Source organism: Botryobacter ruber, from assembly GCF_003347595.2.
Lineage (GTDB): Bacteria > Bacteroidota > Bacteroidia > Cytophagales > Hymenobacteraceae > Pontibacter > Pontibacter ruber_A.
Genome location: NZ_QCZK02000043.1, coordinates 33,249 through 46,020, shown reverse-complemented (window position 1 = coordinate 46,020; position 12,772 = coordinate 33,249). Strand labels below are relative to the sequence as shown.

The window sequence follows — 12,772 nt, the reverse complement described above, 5'->3', positions numbered from 1 at the left end:
ACTGCTTAAATGCTATGAAAACATTCCGATCCTTTTTCCTCGTTTTGTTACTCTTTTTGGGTGCAACGGCTGTAGCTGATGCGCAAATGTACTCCAAACCCAAACTGGATGTACCCTACGTTCCGACCAGCAGGGCTGTGGTGGATGCCATGCTAAAACTGGCAAACGTAACGCAGGATGATGTGCTTTACGATTTAGGCTGCGGCGACGGGCGCATTGTCATAACTGCCGCCAAAAAGTACGGCGCCACCGGCACAGGCGTGGACATTGATCCGCAACGCATTCACGAAGCAAACGAAAATGCCCGCACAGAAGAAGTAACCGATAAAGTAAAATTCGTGGAAGGCAACCTGTTCGAGATGGACCTGAGCGATGCCACCGTGGTAACAATGTACCTGTTACCTTCCGTTAACCTGAAGCTGCGCCCCAGGCTCCTCGAGCAGCTGAAACCCGGCACCCGCATCGTATCGCATGCCTTCGACATGGGCGACTGGGAGCCGGAGCAGACTGTTCTGGTAAACGGCTCCACCATCTACCTCTGGACCATACCGGAGAAATAAGGCGCCACCTGCCCTGGTTGTACAGCACCTTAAACCTCCACCCATCCTCCTTCGCGGGCTGACTGGAAAATAGCTTCCAGCACTTTTGTGTTGGCCAGCGCATCTTCCAGGGTTACGGGCACTTCGGTGTTGTTCAGAACTGCCTGGGTAAAAGCTTCTGCCTGCAACTGGTACTGGTCGCACACCTCGAACTGCAGCGTTTCGACCTGCTGCTGAAGTATGTCGCCCGGGTTGATTTTTATTTCACAGGCCATATCGATTGGGGCATTAAAAGGGATCTGCACTTCCAACTGTTTCTTCTCTCCGAAAAACGTCATGCGCTGGTAGGGCGCCAGCTGCGTGCTGACCGAGAAAACAGCTTGTCCGGAAGGAAACTGCATGATAACCGACGAAAGCGTATCGGTACCAAACGCCGGATCTTTTTGCATCAGGCTCATCACGCGCAGCGGCTCTTCACCCAGCACAAAGCGTGTAGTGGTAACGGGGTAACAGCCGATGTCCCACATAGCCCCGCCCCCGTACGCCTCTATGTTGCGGATGTTTTCCGGGATAACATTGAAGTAGCTGAACGCCCCTTGCACCAGCTTTACTTTGCCTAAGCTTCCCTGCTGTACAAATTCCCGCACTTTCAGCCACTGCGGATGCGACTTCACCATGAAGGCTTCGCCAACCTTTACCTGGTACTTGTCGCGCGCTGCGATCAGGCGCTGCACATCGGCACTGCTCAGCGCGATAGGTTTTTCGCAAAGCACATGCTTGCCCGCCTCTATGCATTTAAGGGTGTATTCCGCGTGCAGGTGGTTCGGAAGCGGGTTGTAAACAATGTGAATATCCGGGTCGGCAATAAGTTCTTCGTAAGAGCCATAAGCTTTCTTGAGATGAAGCTTTTGTGCGGCTGCTTTTGCTTTAGCCAGCTCGCGGGAGGCAATTCCCAGCACCTGGAACTGCTCGCTGCCTGCCATGGCCGGCACCACTTTCTCGATGGCAATTTTTGCGGCTCCCAGTATTCCCCAGTTTAATTTCATAGTCTCTTTCTTTTTTTGCGATGATCAAAAGATACGGAATTTTGCTGAAGTTGCTTATTGTGAAGCTGAATTGTCTGAACCGTTGATTTTTGTGATTAAAGTGATTTACTTGATTTTCTTGTCTAAATCAGGATTATTTTGTCTGAATTCGGATTCGTCAGATTAAAGGATTTACAGGAATTTTGTCTGAACACGATTAAGAAGATTTAAGGAATAACAGGATTAGATTTGTCTGTGGCTTGTGCAGGATCGTGGTTCGTACAGGAGACGCGGGCACCGCGTCTCTACAGCCATACCCTTAACCTTACTACCTTTCTGTTACAGGGTTGAAAATCTTTAACCCCTACAAAATAACTACCTCTCTACCTCTCTACCTCTCTAACTCCTAAACTCTCTAACTCCCAAACTCCTTGCCTTTGCGTATAAATTTTCCTAAGTTTAGTTATCTGCTCATCTATTCTGAAATTTTATGGAACTGCTGATAAATGGTATGAATTATACGGTGAATCCCGCCGCCGGAACTAGTCTGCTCATGGTGCTGCGCGACGAGCTGGACCTTACCGGTAGCAAGTATGGCTGCGGGGAAGGCCAGTGCGGCGCCTGTACTGTGCTGCTGGACGGGAAAGCGGTGCGCTCCTGCCGTGTGCCTGCCACGGCTGCGCAAGGCAAAAAGATAACCACCATCGAAGGGCTGGAAAAAGACGGGCGTCTGCACCCGGTGCAGGAAGCGTTTCTGAAAGTGGATGTTTTCCAGTGCGGGTACTGCGCCTCCGGCATGGTTATGTCGGCAGTTGCTTTGCTGAACGACAAGCCCAAACCAACCGACGAAGAGATCATAACTGCGATGAACGGTAACATCTGCCGTTGCGGTACCTACCCACGTGTTATCAGTGCCATAAAAGAAGCTTCAAAAGCGTAAGTCTAGTAGCCGATGAAAGAAGAAATATTTGAAGTAACTAAGCTGCAGGAGCCCGAAGCGGAGCAACAGCGTGCTTTCAGTAACAGCAGGCGCAGGTTCCTGAAATTGTTTGGCGGTGGTATTGCCGTTGCCTTTGTGCTGCAGGATGTTTCTGCGTTCGTTCCCGGGCCTGCGGAACCTGTGCTTTTGCGTGCAGCAGATTCAAAAGAGGTAGGCGGCTGGCTGCACATCGGGCAGGATGATGTGATCACGGTTTTCACGGGCAAGGTAGAGGTAGGCCAGAACATCCGGACGTCGCTGGCGCAGGTAGTGGCGGAGGAACTGCGGGTGCCGGTAAATTCAATTAAAATGGTGATGGGCGATACGGATCTGGTGCCCTACGATGCCGGCACCTTCGGCAGCCGCACCACACCCCAGATGGGCCCGCAACTCCGAAGAGCAGCTGCCACGGCCCGTGGTATGCTGCTGGACATGGCGGCGCAGGAATGGAAAACCGCTAAGAGTACTTTAAAACTGGCTGATGGCAAAGTCGTCCATTCAAAAAATAAGAAAGCGTTAAGTTACGGGCAGCTGACGCGGGGAAAAGAACTGCAGCAGGCCGTGGTGAATGATGTAGCGCTGACGCCGGTGGAGGAGTGGAAAGTGGCCGGTACCTCAGTGCCCAAAGTGAATGGACGAGACATAATCACCGGCAGGCACAAGTATGTGTCGGATATGAAGCTGCCGGGCATGTTGTACGGTAAAATCCTGCGTCCTCCTGCCTATGGCGCTACCGTTACGTCAGCAGACGTGTCTGCTGCCAGGGCTATACCGGGTGTGGTCGTGGTGCACGAAAAAGACTTTATCGGGGTGGCAGCACCCAACCGGGCAACAGTTGCAAAGGCTGCAGACGCAGTTAAGGTGCAGTGGAGCGCCGCGCCGCAGCAGCCTTCCCGTTCCGGTATTTTCTCTTATCTGAAAAAGAACGTCTATAACAGTGGCAGCCGTGGTGGCCGTGGCAACACCGTAAAAGGAAGTGTAATGGACGGAATGGCCGCTGCCGCTAAAACACTTCAGGAAACGTACCACATCGATTATATTGCCCATGCGCCCATGGAACCACGCGCAGCGCTGGCACATTGGGAAAACGGCAAACTCACCGTCTGGACCGGCACGCAACGCCCTTTTGGGGTGCAGGAGGAACTGGCGAAGGAGTTTACTATTTCAAAAGAAAATGTACGGGTGATCATGCCCGATACGGGTTCAGCTTACGGCGGCAAACACTCCGGAGAAGCTGCCATCGAAGCTGCCCGCCTGGCGAAAGCCGCGCAGAAACCCGTAAAGCTGACCTGGACCCGCGAAGAGGAATTTATTTGGGCCTACTTCCGTCCGGCTGGTGTGATAGAGGCGAGCAGCGGCGTGAAAAACGATGGCACCCTTACTTCCTGGGAATTTCATAACTACAACTCCGGCCCCGCCGGCATCCGCACACCCTACGAGGTGCCGAACCAGCTGATTCAGTACCACCCGGTGGAGTCGCCGCTACGGCAGGGTTCTTACCGCGGACTGGCCTCCACGGCAAACATTTTTGTGCTGGAGTCGCAGATGGACGACATGGCAGCGCTGGTGGGCATGGACCCGCTGGCCTTCCGGCTGAAGAACCTGCAGGATGCGCGTCTGAAAGCTGCTTTTGAAGCCGCTGCACAGGCCTTCGGGTGGAACAAAACAAAACCTGCCACCGATCATGGGTTCGGGATAGGCGGCGGCACCGAGAAAGGCGGCTATACCGCCACCTGTGCCGAAGTAGCCGTGGACAGAAAGACCGGCGAGGTAAAAGTAGTACGCGCTGTTACGGCTTTCGAGTGCGGCACCATCATTAACCCGGAGCACCTCGAAAACCAGATCCTTGGTTCGATTGTGCAGGGCCTTGGCGGTGCCTTGTTTGAGGCAGTGGATTTTGAAAACGGAAAGATCCTGAACCCGCGTTTCGCGCAGTACCGTGTGCCCCGCTTCCGCGACATGCCCGCCATCGAAATCATCCAGCTGAACCGCAAAGACCTGCCACCTGCCGGAGCCGGCGAAGCGCCCATTGTAGGCATCGCTCCTGCCATTCGCAATGCTATTGCCGCTGCTACGGGCGTTCGGTTAAAAGCTTTGCCTTTGGTGCCAAACGGGCTGTCTGGTATGCTGGGGAAAGCTGGCGGCTAGCCGAATATTCCTGTCACCCCGTTACAGGCATTTTCACATGCCCGAGTGCTTCTATGATGCTAGCTGCTGCTTCTTTGCTGTAGGCCCTCCGGATGTACTCTTCATTTACGGTAAAGGCCGGACCGGCAGGATCTGCATCAATCCGGTACGGCTTGCCGCCTGCGTTGGCATTGCTTTGTTTGGTAAGATCAACGTTTGCACCTTTCAGTAAATCGTTGGCGCGGTGTTCGTAGGCTGTTCGAATCAGGGCATCCACATCGTTTCCGTTGCTGAACCTGTCAGGACAGTTTTGGTGTGCTTCCTGTATGATGGTCTGTGGGTCGAGTTCGTTTATCTCACAAATCTGATGAAAAACCATCATCTCTGTTTCCGTGTTATGTTCCATAGTTCTGTTTTTTTGATGCATCATCCTGTTAAACGTAATTTGCCGCACGATGTATTGGCAGCACAGCAGAAAAGGTGCGCAAACACCTGTCGTGTAGCTGCCCTGCTTCCTTGAGCAGCGGCTGTGGTGGCTGCAGCAGTATGCATTTTCAGGGTATGTATATGGCTCCGGAAACGGAAAACCATTCGCTGTTTAGAGCAGCCACAGCTATGCTGCCGCATACGTATAAACGTGTATGGAAGGATTGATCATAGCAGCTGCCCTGGCCTTGGCCGGCGTATTTTACCTGGTGTATGAGGTTTATGTAAAGGGGAAGCCACGCAAACGGAAACGCAGGTTTTATGACCATTTCTGGCCTTAGCCAGCGTGGCTTTACCTGCTGTACCTGCCCATCAGTTCGCCGGTAGCCAGTATATAGGGCTCCATCACGCGTACCAGTTCCTGCTTCGTGGCACCCTCCCGCAGGCTTATCATGCTGTCGAGGGCATACAGTTTAAAATAATAGCGGTGCGTGCCGCCCGGAGGACATGGGCCGCTGTAACTTTTCTTGCCGGAGCTGTTCCGGCCAACTATGCCCGGTGTGCTTCCTTCGGCTATTTTGTCGGTTGGGGCTATGTTCCACACCAGCCAGTGCGTCCAGGTGCCGTGGGGGGCATCGGGGTCGTCCAGGATCAGGGCAAGGCTCCTGGTATCTTCCGGCAGTCCGCTTATTTCCAGTGCCGGACTTATATCTTCGCCGTCGCAGGTGAAACGGGACGGAATGTTGCTTCCTGCCTCAAAGGCAGGGCTTTGCAGTTGCAGACTTAGTTTTGTGGTTGTTTCCATGGCCTGGGATTTTTGTGTGACGGTAAAAGCAAAAGTACTCGTGAATTCTCCTGTTTCCTGAAGCAGCCACCCGGTGCGCCAGCTGGTGCCGCACTCGTCGCTACAGAAGCTGAAAGCTACTGGAAAAGAGGGCTTTATCCTATACGTAAAGGAGGTTGCGGTAAGTGATTTTATTTATAAAATTTATGCTTTAGCTTGTAAATTTTCCAGCCGATTGCTGAGGGGAAGTCGCCGCCAGGCAGGTGCAGAGGCTATGGTAGCTGCTGCAGAAAGCTTTAGAAGACATAGATGTAAATAAATATCCAGACGCCAACCACAACAGTAGGAATAAGTAAGGCAAATGTGTGGCCTAACCAGATGAACTTTTTGTCCCGGTTTAGCTGCGGAAAATTTATTCTTTCCTCTTCCGAAATATTGAACCTCCTCACAAACTCGGTGTTCAGAATTCTGAAGTTATCATTCCAGGCAAAAACTGCAGCTAATAACGACACCAGCACCAGGCAGGCGACAATAGAACCCAGCACCAGGATAATGTACCGGATCTGGATACTGGCCTGTGTATACATATTAAAAAGCAACCCTTCGAACAGAATAAACCAGCCCAGGCGGACTTTGATCAGGGAGTCTTCCTGCCTCAGTTCCCGTACATAGCTGTCGTAAGTGGATTTAACCTGTTTAAAGTTATTTTTGAATCTACTGCTCATCAGGCTGCAAGCTGCGTTGCATATTTTACCTGATTTTCAGCTGATAAGTTGGGTTCGTAAACCGGTATTTGCGCAATATGGATAAACTTTTTCTGCAGCCACAGCCACCACAGCTTTACCTGCTCCCTATCACCAGAAAGCAACCAAAGCAAAAGTCCTGAACTGGTCTTCTCCGGTACGGTTGCTACTCAGCCCGCAGCACCAATACCCAGTCAGTAGCTGTAGTAGGCGCTTTAAAGGCAATAGGCTTTTCCTCACCCTGTCCGCGTACGGCAGCTGCTTTTACTTGTTTCCCGGTTTTGGTATCTATCCAGGTGTTGCGGGTGTAGCGGGTGCCCTCCTTTAGTTTCAGCGCAAACGACTCGCCATCGGGTGCGAAAACAAGATACTGCCGATCGGGCTCGGCCAGGGCATACACGCGCAGTGCCTGGTGATGGGCCAGCAGCTCGTCGTGCGGCTTCATGTTGTGAAATGCCACTTCGTTGCGCAACACCTGGGTCAGGATGTCGATGTAACGCTCTGAGGTACGGAAAGGATTTTTGTCGTTGAAAGGCAGGCCGGAAGGGCCGCCGGCGTAGAGTTCGTATTCTTTTTCGTGGCCGTTCCAGGTGAAGGAGGCGCCAGCGGTGGCACAGGCCCAGGCAGCGCGGCGCAGGTCGTCCTGGGTTGCGCCCACACGCTCGTGCCAGAAGCGGCGCCAGAGCGCGTTGCCTTCGCTCATGAAGACCGGTTTTCCGGCATAGCCCAGCAGGCAGGCCATGTGGTGCGTCCAGGCGTCGCGCCAAAGGTGACGTTCCAGGGGTTTTGTAGGAGCAGCTACCTGATGGTTTTCCACGGCGGCAAAAGTGTATTCGGGCAGGTGGTAGTAGTTCTCGCGGGGGAATTCGTCTTCGTAGGTGCGGAGGTGGTTGAACACATCGTATTTGGCAACCAGCCGCACAAAACCCAGTTCGTGGCTTTCGCGGTTGCCATCCACTTCCCACACAAAATTCCAGCCGGCCAGGTTGGCGTAGGGCGCCAGGCGCGCCACCATGTAACGTACGTAAAATTCCTTTTCTTCAGTAGAAAGCTTTTCCCAGGCAGGTCCTTCGTTCTGGCTGCCGTCCACGCCCAGGAACATGTGCACGCTGATGTCGCGCTCGTTCAGCCAGCCCAGGTGCTGCTCCATGCGCCGCCACACATCCAGGTTCATGGTAGTGGTGGCCTTGCCTTCCTGGTACAGCGCCAGGTCCAGCGTTTCGGGTTCGGGACCGTCGAGGTAGTATTGTTTAAAGCAGCAGAGCGAGAGCAGCCAGTTTACCTGCAGGTGGTTGTAGCCATTTTCCACAAACTTGCTGTACACGTTGTTCACCACCCAGTCAAAATCCTGACCGATGGAGCCGTGGCCGGTTTCGTAGTAGGATTTGAGCCAGACGGGGTCGGTGCCGTTGTAGGCAAACCAGTGCGGGTTCTGCGTGTAGGGCTGCAAAACGCCCTTGCCAGCGTTTTCGGCTGTACATTCAAAACTTCCGGCGCCGCCTTTGGTGCCGTCGGTCCAGCGGTACACGTAGCGCCAGGTGCCGGGCTCGTCGGGCATAAAGCGCATCTTCCAGACATTGCCAGACGTTATGTTCCCTGCCCCTTTGCCATCGCCGTCATAAAAGCCCCGGAAGTCGACCAACCGACCGGAAGGCGCCTGGTACTGCACGAGCAGCTCCACATCGGTAAATTTGTTGTTGTAGTTTTTGTTGTTGATCAGTGCTGCTTCGAATAACCTGTATTGCCCTACTTTTCCGGTTGCTGTAATGGCTTCTGATGTGTTCTGTTGCTGCTGTGTAACATAGGGTGCCTGTTGTTCCGGGTTGCCGGTTGAAGCAGTGCCTTGTAGTTGCTTTGGGTGGCTGCAGGCAAAGAGCAGGAGCAGGGCGAAGAGTGTCAGGGGATGTCGCATGGGTAGTGGTTTGGCTGATGAGCTATTTTCAACAGGATTCAATGTAAACTTCTTATTTATTAAAAGGCGACTTCAAGCGCTTTTCAATCATCTTTTGCATTTGCTTATGACTTTTGGAGCTGTCAGCGAAGCCGATGATGCAGACGTGTTCGTTGCCGCTCATGCCGTAGACTTTGTAGCCGTTTTCGGGACCGGTACGGCCAAAGCTGTAGAGGTCCATGTTGTGCACGTTGCCTTTGCGAATCTGGCGGTGGTTCTCGTTTGGGGCATCGTCGTTGGGTGTTTTGGCCAGGAACAGGTAGCTTTTTGCTTTGGGGTCGCCGAGGTAAAACCATTCCGGCGTGAAATCGAAAAATTCGCCGCTGGGGATGTGCTTCTGCCCGTCGGCGGTAACAAAGTAGTCTTCCGCATCGGCGGTGCCGCCAATCACACCTTCGTACAGGAAGCTGTAATCGCCTTTGGAGCGCAGCACTTTCAGGGCGATGTGCTCCGGAAAAAACCAGTACTGAAACGTAAAATCCGGGTTCGACGACTCCAGGATAACGAGGTCGCCTGCTGTTTTGCCGTCCACTACCGTGGTAAAGGAATTACTGTTGCGCCCGGCATGGCCAAAGTTGCCGTTGCTGTTCGGGAAGCCGCGGAAGTCGCCGTTTGGTCCGGGCTCCAGGTACGACGCAATCCAGTCGTTGCCTTCCTTGTCGATGAAGCTTTTGAAGCCCGATACGCCGTTGTCTTTCTCGAAGTACACCGTACCCATCGGCATTTCTATTTTGTAGCAGCCCACGCCATGCCAGTTTGCCTCGGTGAGTTTAACTTTCTGAGGAAAAGCCGTTGTGCCGGCAAGCAGGAGCAACAGCAGGCAAAGGAGCAGGTGTAAGCGCATTGGGAAGTAATTGTTGTTTGTTAGGTTTAAGGCACTTGTAAGATTATGATATTTTTTGATAAATACCATTTTTATATATAAAACCTATTAGGCATTCGGTTTTGGCAGCTGAAACTCCGATAGTAGGTGCAATGAACAGTGTCCTTGAAGCAGCAGTGGGAATGGTGACTGCAGCAGTGAAAAAGTTTAACTGAGATATTAAATTATTGGAATATTTTTTTATCTTGCTGTGTAAGAAAATGACTTTGAAAGGTGTTGCTCTGATAAGAAATTTAGAGCAGTAGCAGTAAAGAATTTACTCCGCACATAGTGCAGATAAGCGTATGTTTGGAAACTGTAGGTTTAGGGGGTACGCTTATCCTCCAGTATTGGGAGTGTAGACGTAATAATTACTTTTATAGTATAGTTATGGGTAAGTTGAAATAAAGAGATGAAGAATAAATCAATAATTATATCATCAATCCTGTTCTTTTTGCTTTTTAACACTTCCTTTTTATGGCAAAAGTTGCCAGGGCTATGGGACTTGGGAATTATCGCAGTATTGGTAATTGCTTTTTTAGCTTTGGCTGTTGTGTTACTTGTACAATTTACTCTTCTAATATTTGGGAAGTTTAAAAGCAAAAAGAAAAACATAAGTACAGCCGTTCTCGCATTCGTACTTTTGATTACTGTTATTTTTCCTTTTGGTGTATATAATCCAAATCATTTTGAAGAACCGAATCTAATTTTTGCTCGACTTGAAAGTACTGCAAATTGTACATCATCTTTGAAGATAAGGAAGGAAAATCGATTTTCTTATACTTCAGTCTGTTTCGGATTTGATGATTACAATGGTACATACGAAATAGTGGGAGACACAATAAAACTTCTTTATGATGATAAATCTCCTTTCAACTCTAAAGTTGCTTATGGAATTGTTGAATTGGATAGTGTTGCCACAGATACTCATAAAGGTACACTTTGGTATCATAGAAGTTTAGAAGATGAAAAGCCCATGCCATTAGCTATATTAGAATACGATTTGTGAAAAACAATCCCATAACCCTGCCTATAAGTTATGCTTCGGCTTCGCCTCGCACACCTAATTAGGCAAATCCGTTCATAGCCAAAACCAATCAAAAAGCGAAATACCAAGAGTTTATTTCACAGCAATCATAAACCTATGAACAGCCTGTTATTCATTATCGACCTGCCGGGAAACTACTTCTTCGACCTGTTTTACATCCTGGCGTTCCTGCTGGGCTTTGTGTGGCTGCTGGTGGAAGGGCACCGGCGGAAGTATCATTTTGTGGCGTGGCTGCTGGCGCTGGCCTGTTCCCGGTTTCTGTTTATTGCTGGCACCAAGCTGTTCACCTATTCCGATGCAGAGTGGCAGGCGCTGGTAACGGATTTCTACCTGCCTGCAACAAACGACAAGCTCCTGTTTGGCGGACTGCTGCTGTCGATGGCAGTGTACTGGCCCCTGAAGAAACTGCTCTCCCTGAAAAACGATGCCCTCGATGCCTTTGCCATCATGCTGCCCATCGGGATTGGCGTGCAGCGCTTCGGGTGCTGGCTGGCAGGCTGCTGCCACGGAAAAATAACGATGCTGCCCTGGGGCATGCAGTACAAGCCCTACACGCTGCCCCACTTCCACCAGTTCGAAGCCAGGCTGCTGCCGGACGGGCAGTACTACTCCCTGCCGGTTCACCCGACGCAACTCTACGAAGTAGTGGCCAGTGTGGCGGTGGCGGGCTTGTTGCTCTTTTTCAGGAAGCGCCTGAAGGTTGCTGGTAACCTGTTTATGTTGTCTATCCTGCTGTATAGCTTCTTCCGGTTCTTCATTGAGTTTTTCAGAGATGCTGCCGCACATGCAGCAGGTGGCACGCCCCTTGGCGGACTGAAAGTGGTGCAATGGATAATCCTGGTGATGATCCTGGTGCTGGGGGCGGTGGTGATGTACCGCGAGCGAAAGTTCAGCAAAGTGCAGGCGCCGGTACAGACTGGTCCTGCTCCTGACCTCTTTACCACGCTGGTGCTGCTGCTCGCCCTGGTGCTGGCATCGTGGAGCCTGCGCAACTGGTTTACCTACGCCGAGCTGGTGGCGCTGCATATTTCCATACTTCCTGCTATTGCCATGGCGGGCGTGCATATTTTCAGGACAGTTACGGTGCCGCGCTACCGCTGGCTCACGGCCGGCATACTGGTAGTGCCGCTGCTGCTCATGAGCCAGACATTTCCAACAGAAGAACAGAACGACTCTGCCCAGGTTAAAACCTACCACAGCTTTAAAGTCGGTTACGGCTCCGGCGATTACTACAACTCCCACGACATTGGCACGGGCAGCGGGTGCAGCCGGGTGAGCAACACCCGCTATTTTCACCAGGAATACAAAGTGGGCGGCGCAGGTTACGCCATCACAAAAGAAAAAGAGAAAGAAACCCTTACGTATGGCGTCAATGTCTATGGCGGCTCTCACCAGGAAACCGATATCACCCATGCGCCTGTTTTCAGAACCGCAAACGATCTTACCTTGTTTGGGGTAAATCCATACATCTTGTACGATCAGAAATGGGCAGGTATAGGGGGCGGGCTGCACCTGGGCAACCTGTTTTACACCACCGAAAACTTACAGAAAGAAGGAAGCGGAATACCACAGAGTGGTGGCCGGAAAGTTGCTGTTTACCCGCAGCTGTATGTGCGGTTCGGGGCAACCCGTTTACTGTTTGCGGAATACAGGCTGGCAGATCAGTTTCCATCAGGCTTGCCCGGGCTGCGGCACCAGGTTAGTTTGGGCAGTGGCTTTGGTATCCGGAACGGAAGCTACCTGCGGGGAGGTTCCACGGGACCGGATAGTTACGTGGCTGGCCATTTTGTACTGGGGCAGCAGTTTGTGCTGGAGCCGCTTTACCTGTGGGGTGTTTCTACCGTACCGTTTGCAACAGGAACGGTAGATTATAAACAAAGGCAGTTCCTGCTGGGGCTTCACTACCGGTTTAATTTTAAGGAAGAGAAAGTGCCAGGGCGATAGACAGGATTTAGTTTTAAATCAACCACATTTGCTTCCCCCGAAATTCTTCGGGATTTTCGACATTAGCAAGTGCTGATTTCGCAGTTTTTGTTCTGCTGCACCTGCCACCACAGCCTCTGCTGCTCTTCAGTGGAAGTGGGTTTACTCCCTTTTTACTGAATAATAGATACAATTTCAAGTCAGTAAAAACTCCCCTCCTTGTCCAAGGCTAATCTTGTAGAGATAACTTTGTATTATAAAAATATGAATTGTTTTTCATAAGTATTTTCTACCGCCAGTTTGAGCGCAGCGGTAACTGGTGGCAGGAATCATTTTATTATTCCATTTTTCCCTACAAGATTAGG

The 12,772-nt window shown here is 51.4% G+C and carries 12 protein-coding genes; 6 read left to right on the top strand and 6 right to left on the bottom strand.

Going from position 1 to position 12,772, the window contains the following annotated elements; genetic code table 11:
• Positions 1-14: 14 nt before the first annotated feature.
• Complete coding sequence (locus DCW36_RS14220) at positions 15-560, top strand: class I SAM-dependent methyltransferase (protein ID WP_114782789.1); 546 nt, start codon at positions 15-17, stop codon at positions 558-560.
• A gap of 29 nt (positions 561-589) precedes the next feature.
• Here the strand turns inward: DCW36_RS14220 and DCW36_RS14215 are convergent, their stop codons facing one another.
• Positions 590-1,585 (bottom strand): Gfo/Idh/MocA family protein, encoded by a 996-nt coding sequence (locus DCW36_RS14215; RefSeq protein ID WP_114782788.1) that lies wholly within the window; start codon positions 1,583-1,585, stop codon positions 590-592.
• A 469-nt stretch (positions 1,586-2,054) separates the two neighbouring features.
• Between DCW36_RS14215 and DCW36_RS14210 the strand changes: the two genes are divergently transcribed.
• Both DCW36_RS14210 and DCW36_RS14205 read left to right on the top strand, forming a co-directional pair.
• Positions 2,055-2,504 carry a (2Fe-2S)-binding protein gene (locus tag DCW36_RS14210; RefSeq protein ID WP_114782787.1) on the top strand — a complete coding sequence of 150 codons (450 nt, stop codon included), beginning with the start codon at positions 2,055-2,057 and terminating at the stop codon, positions 2,502-2,504.
• Positions 2,505-2,516: 12 nt separating this feature from the next.
• Entirely contained in the window at positions 2,517-4,691 is a 2,175-nt protein-coding gene (locus tag DCW36_RS14205; protein ID WP_114782786.1) for a xanthine dehydrogenase family protein molybdopterin-binding subunit, read from the top strand.
• A gap of 13 nt (positions 4,692-4,704) precedes the next feature.
• Here DCW36_RS14205 and DCW36_RS14200 read toward each other — a convergent pair whose 3' ends face one another.
• Positions 4,705-5,076 carry a hypothetical protein gene (locus tag DCW36_RS14200; protein ID WP_114782829.1) on the bottom strand — a complete coding sequence of 124 codons (372 nt, stop codon included), beginning with the start codon at positions 5,074-5,076 and terminating at the stop codon, positions 4,705-4,707.
• Positions 5,077-5,311: 235 nt separating this feature from the next.
• On the opposite strand from DCW36_RS14200, the gene DCW36_RS22960 reads away from it, so the two are divergent.
• Positions 5,312-5,437, top strand: coding sequence for a hypothetical protein (locus DCW36_RS22960; protein ID WP_262708150.1), 126 nt, complete (start codon positions 5,312-5,314; stop codon positions 5,435-5,437).
• Positions 5,438-5,448: 11 nt separating this feature from the next.
• On the opposite strand, the gene DCW36_RS14195 is transcribed toward DCW36_RS22960, so the two are convergent.
• From DCW36_RS14195 to DCW36_RS14180, 4 genes are all read right to left on the bottom strand, one after another.
• Entirely contained in the window at positions 5,449-5,901 is a 453-nt protein-coding gene (locus tag DCW36_RS14195) for a YbhB/YbcL family Raf kinase inhibitor-like protein (protein WP_114782785.1), read from the bottom strand.
• A 275-nt stretch (positions 5,902-6,176) separates the two neighbouring features.
• Entirely contained in the window at positions 6,177-6,605 is a 429-nt protein-coding gene (locus tag DCW36_RS14190; protein WP_114782784.1) for a hypothetical protein, read from the bottom strand.
• Between the two features lie 184 nt (positions 6,606-6,789).
• Positions 6,790-8,535, bottom strand: coding sequence for a DUF5060 domain-containing protein (locus tag DCW36_RS14185; RefSeq protein ID WP_114782783.1), 1,746 nt, complete (start codon positions 8,533-8,535; stop codon positions 6,790-6,792).
• A gap of 52 nt (positions 8,536-8,587) precedes the next feature.
• Positions 8,588-9,418, bottom strand: a complete 831-nt coding sequence (locus DCW36_RS14180) for a hypothetical protein (RefSeq protein WP_125185426.1) — start codon at positions 9,416-9,418, stop codon at positions 8,588-8,590.
• Positions 9,419-9,848: 430 nt separating this feature from the next.
• Between DCW36_RS14180 and DCW36_RS14175 the strand changes: the two genes are divergently transcribed.
• Both DCW36_RS14175 and DCW36_RS14170 read left to right on the top strand, forming a co-directional pair.
• Positions 9,849-10,445, top strand: coding sequence for a hypothetical protein (locus DCW36_RS14175; RefSeq protein WP_125185425.1), 597 nt, complete (start codon positions 9,849-9,851; stop codon positions 10,443-10,445).
• Positions 10,446-10,580: 135 nt separating this feature from the next.
• Positions 10,581-12,428, top strand: coding sequence for a prolipoprotein diacylglyceryl transferase (locus DCW36_RS14170; RefSeq protein WP_114782781.1), 1,848 nt, complete (start codon positions 10,581-10,583; stop codon positions 12,426-12,428).
• Positions 12,429-12,772 lie beyond the last annotated feature (344 nt).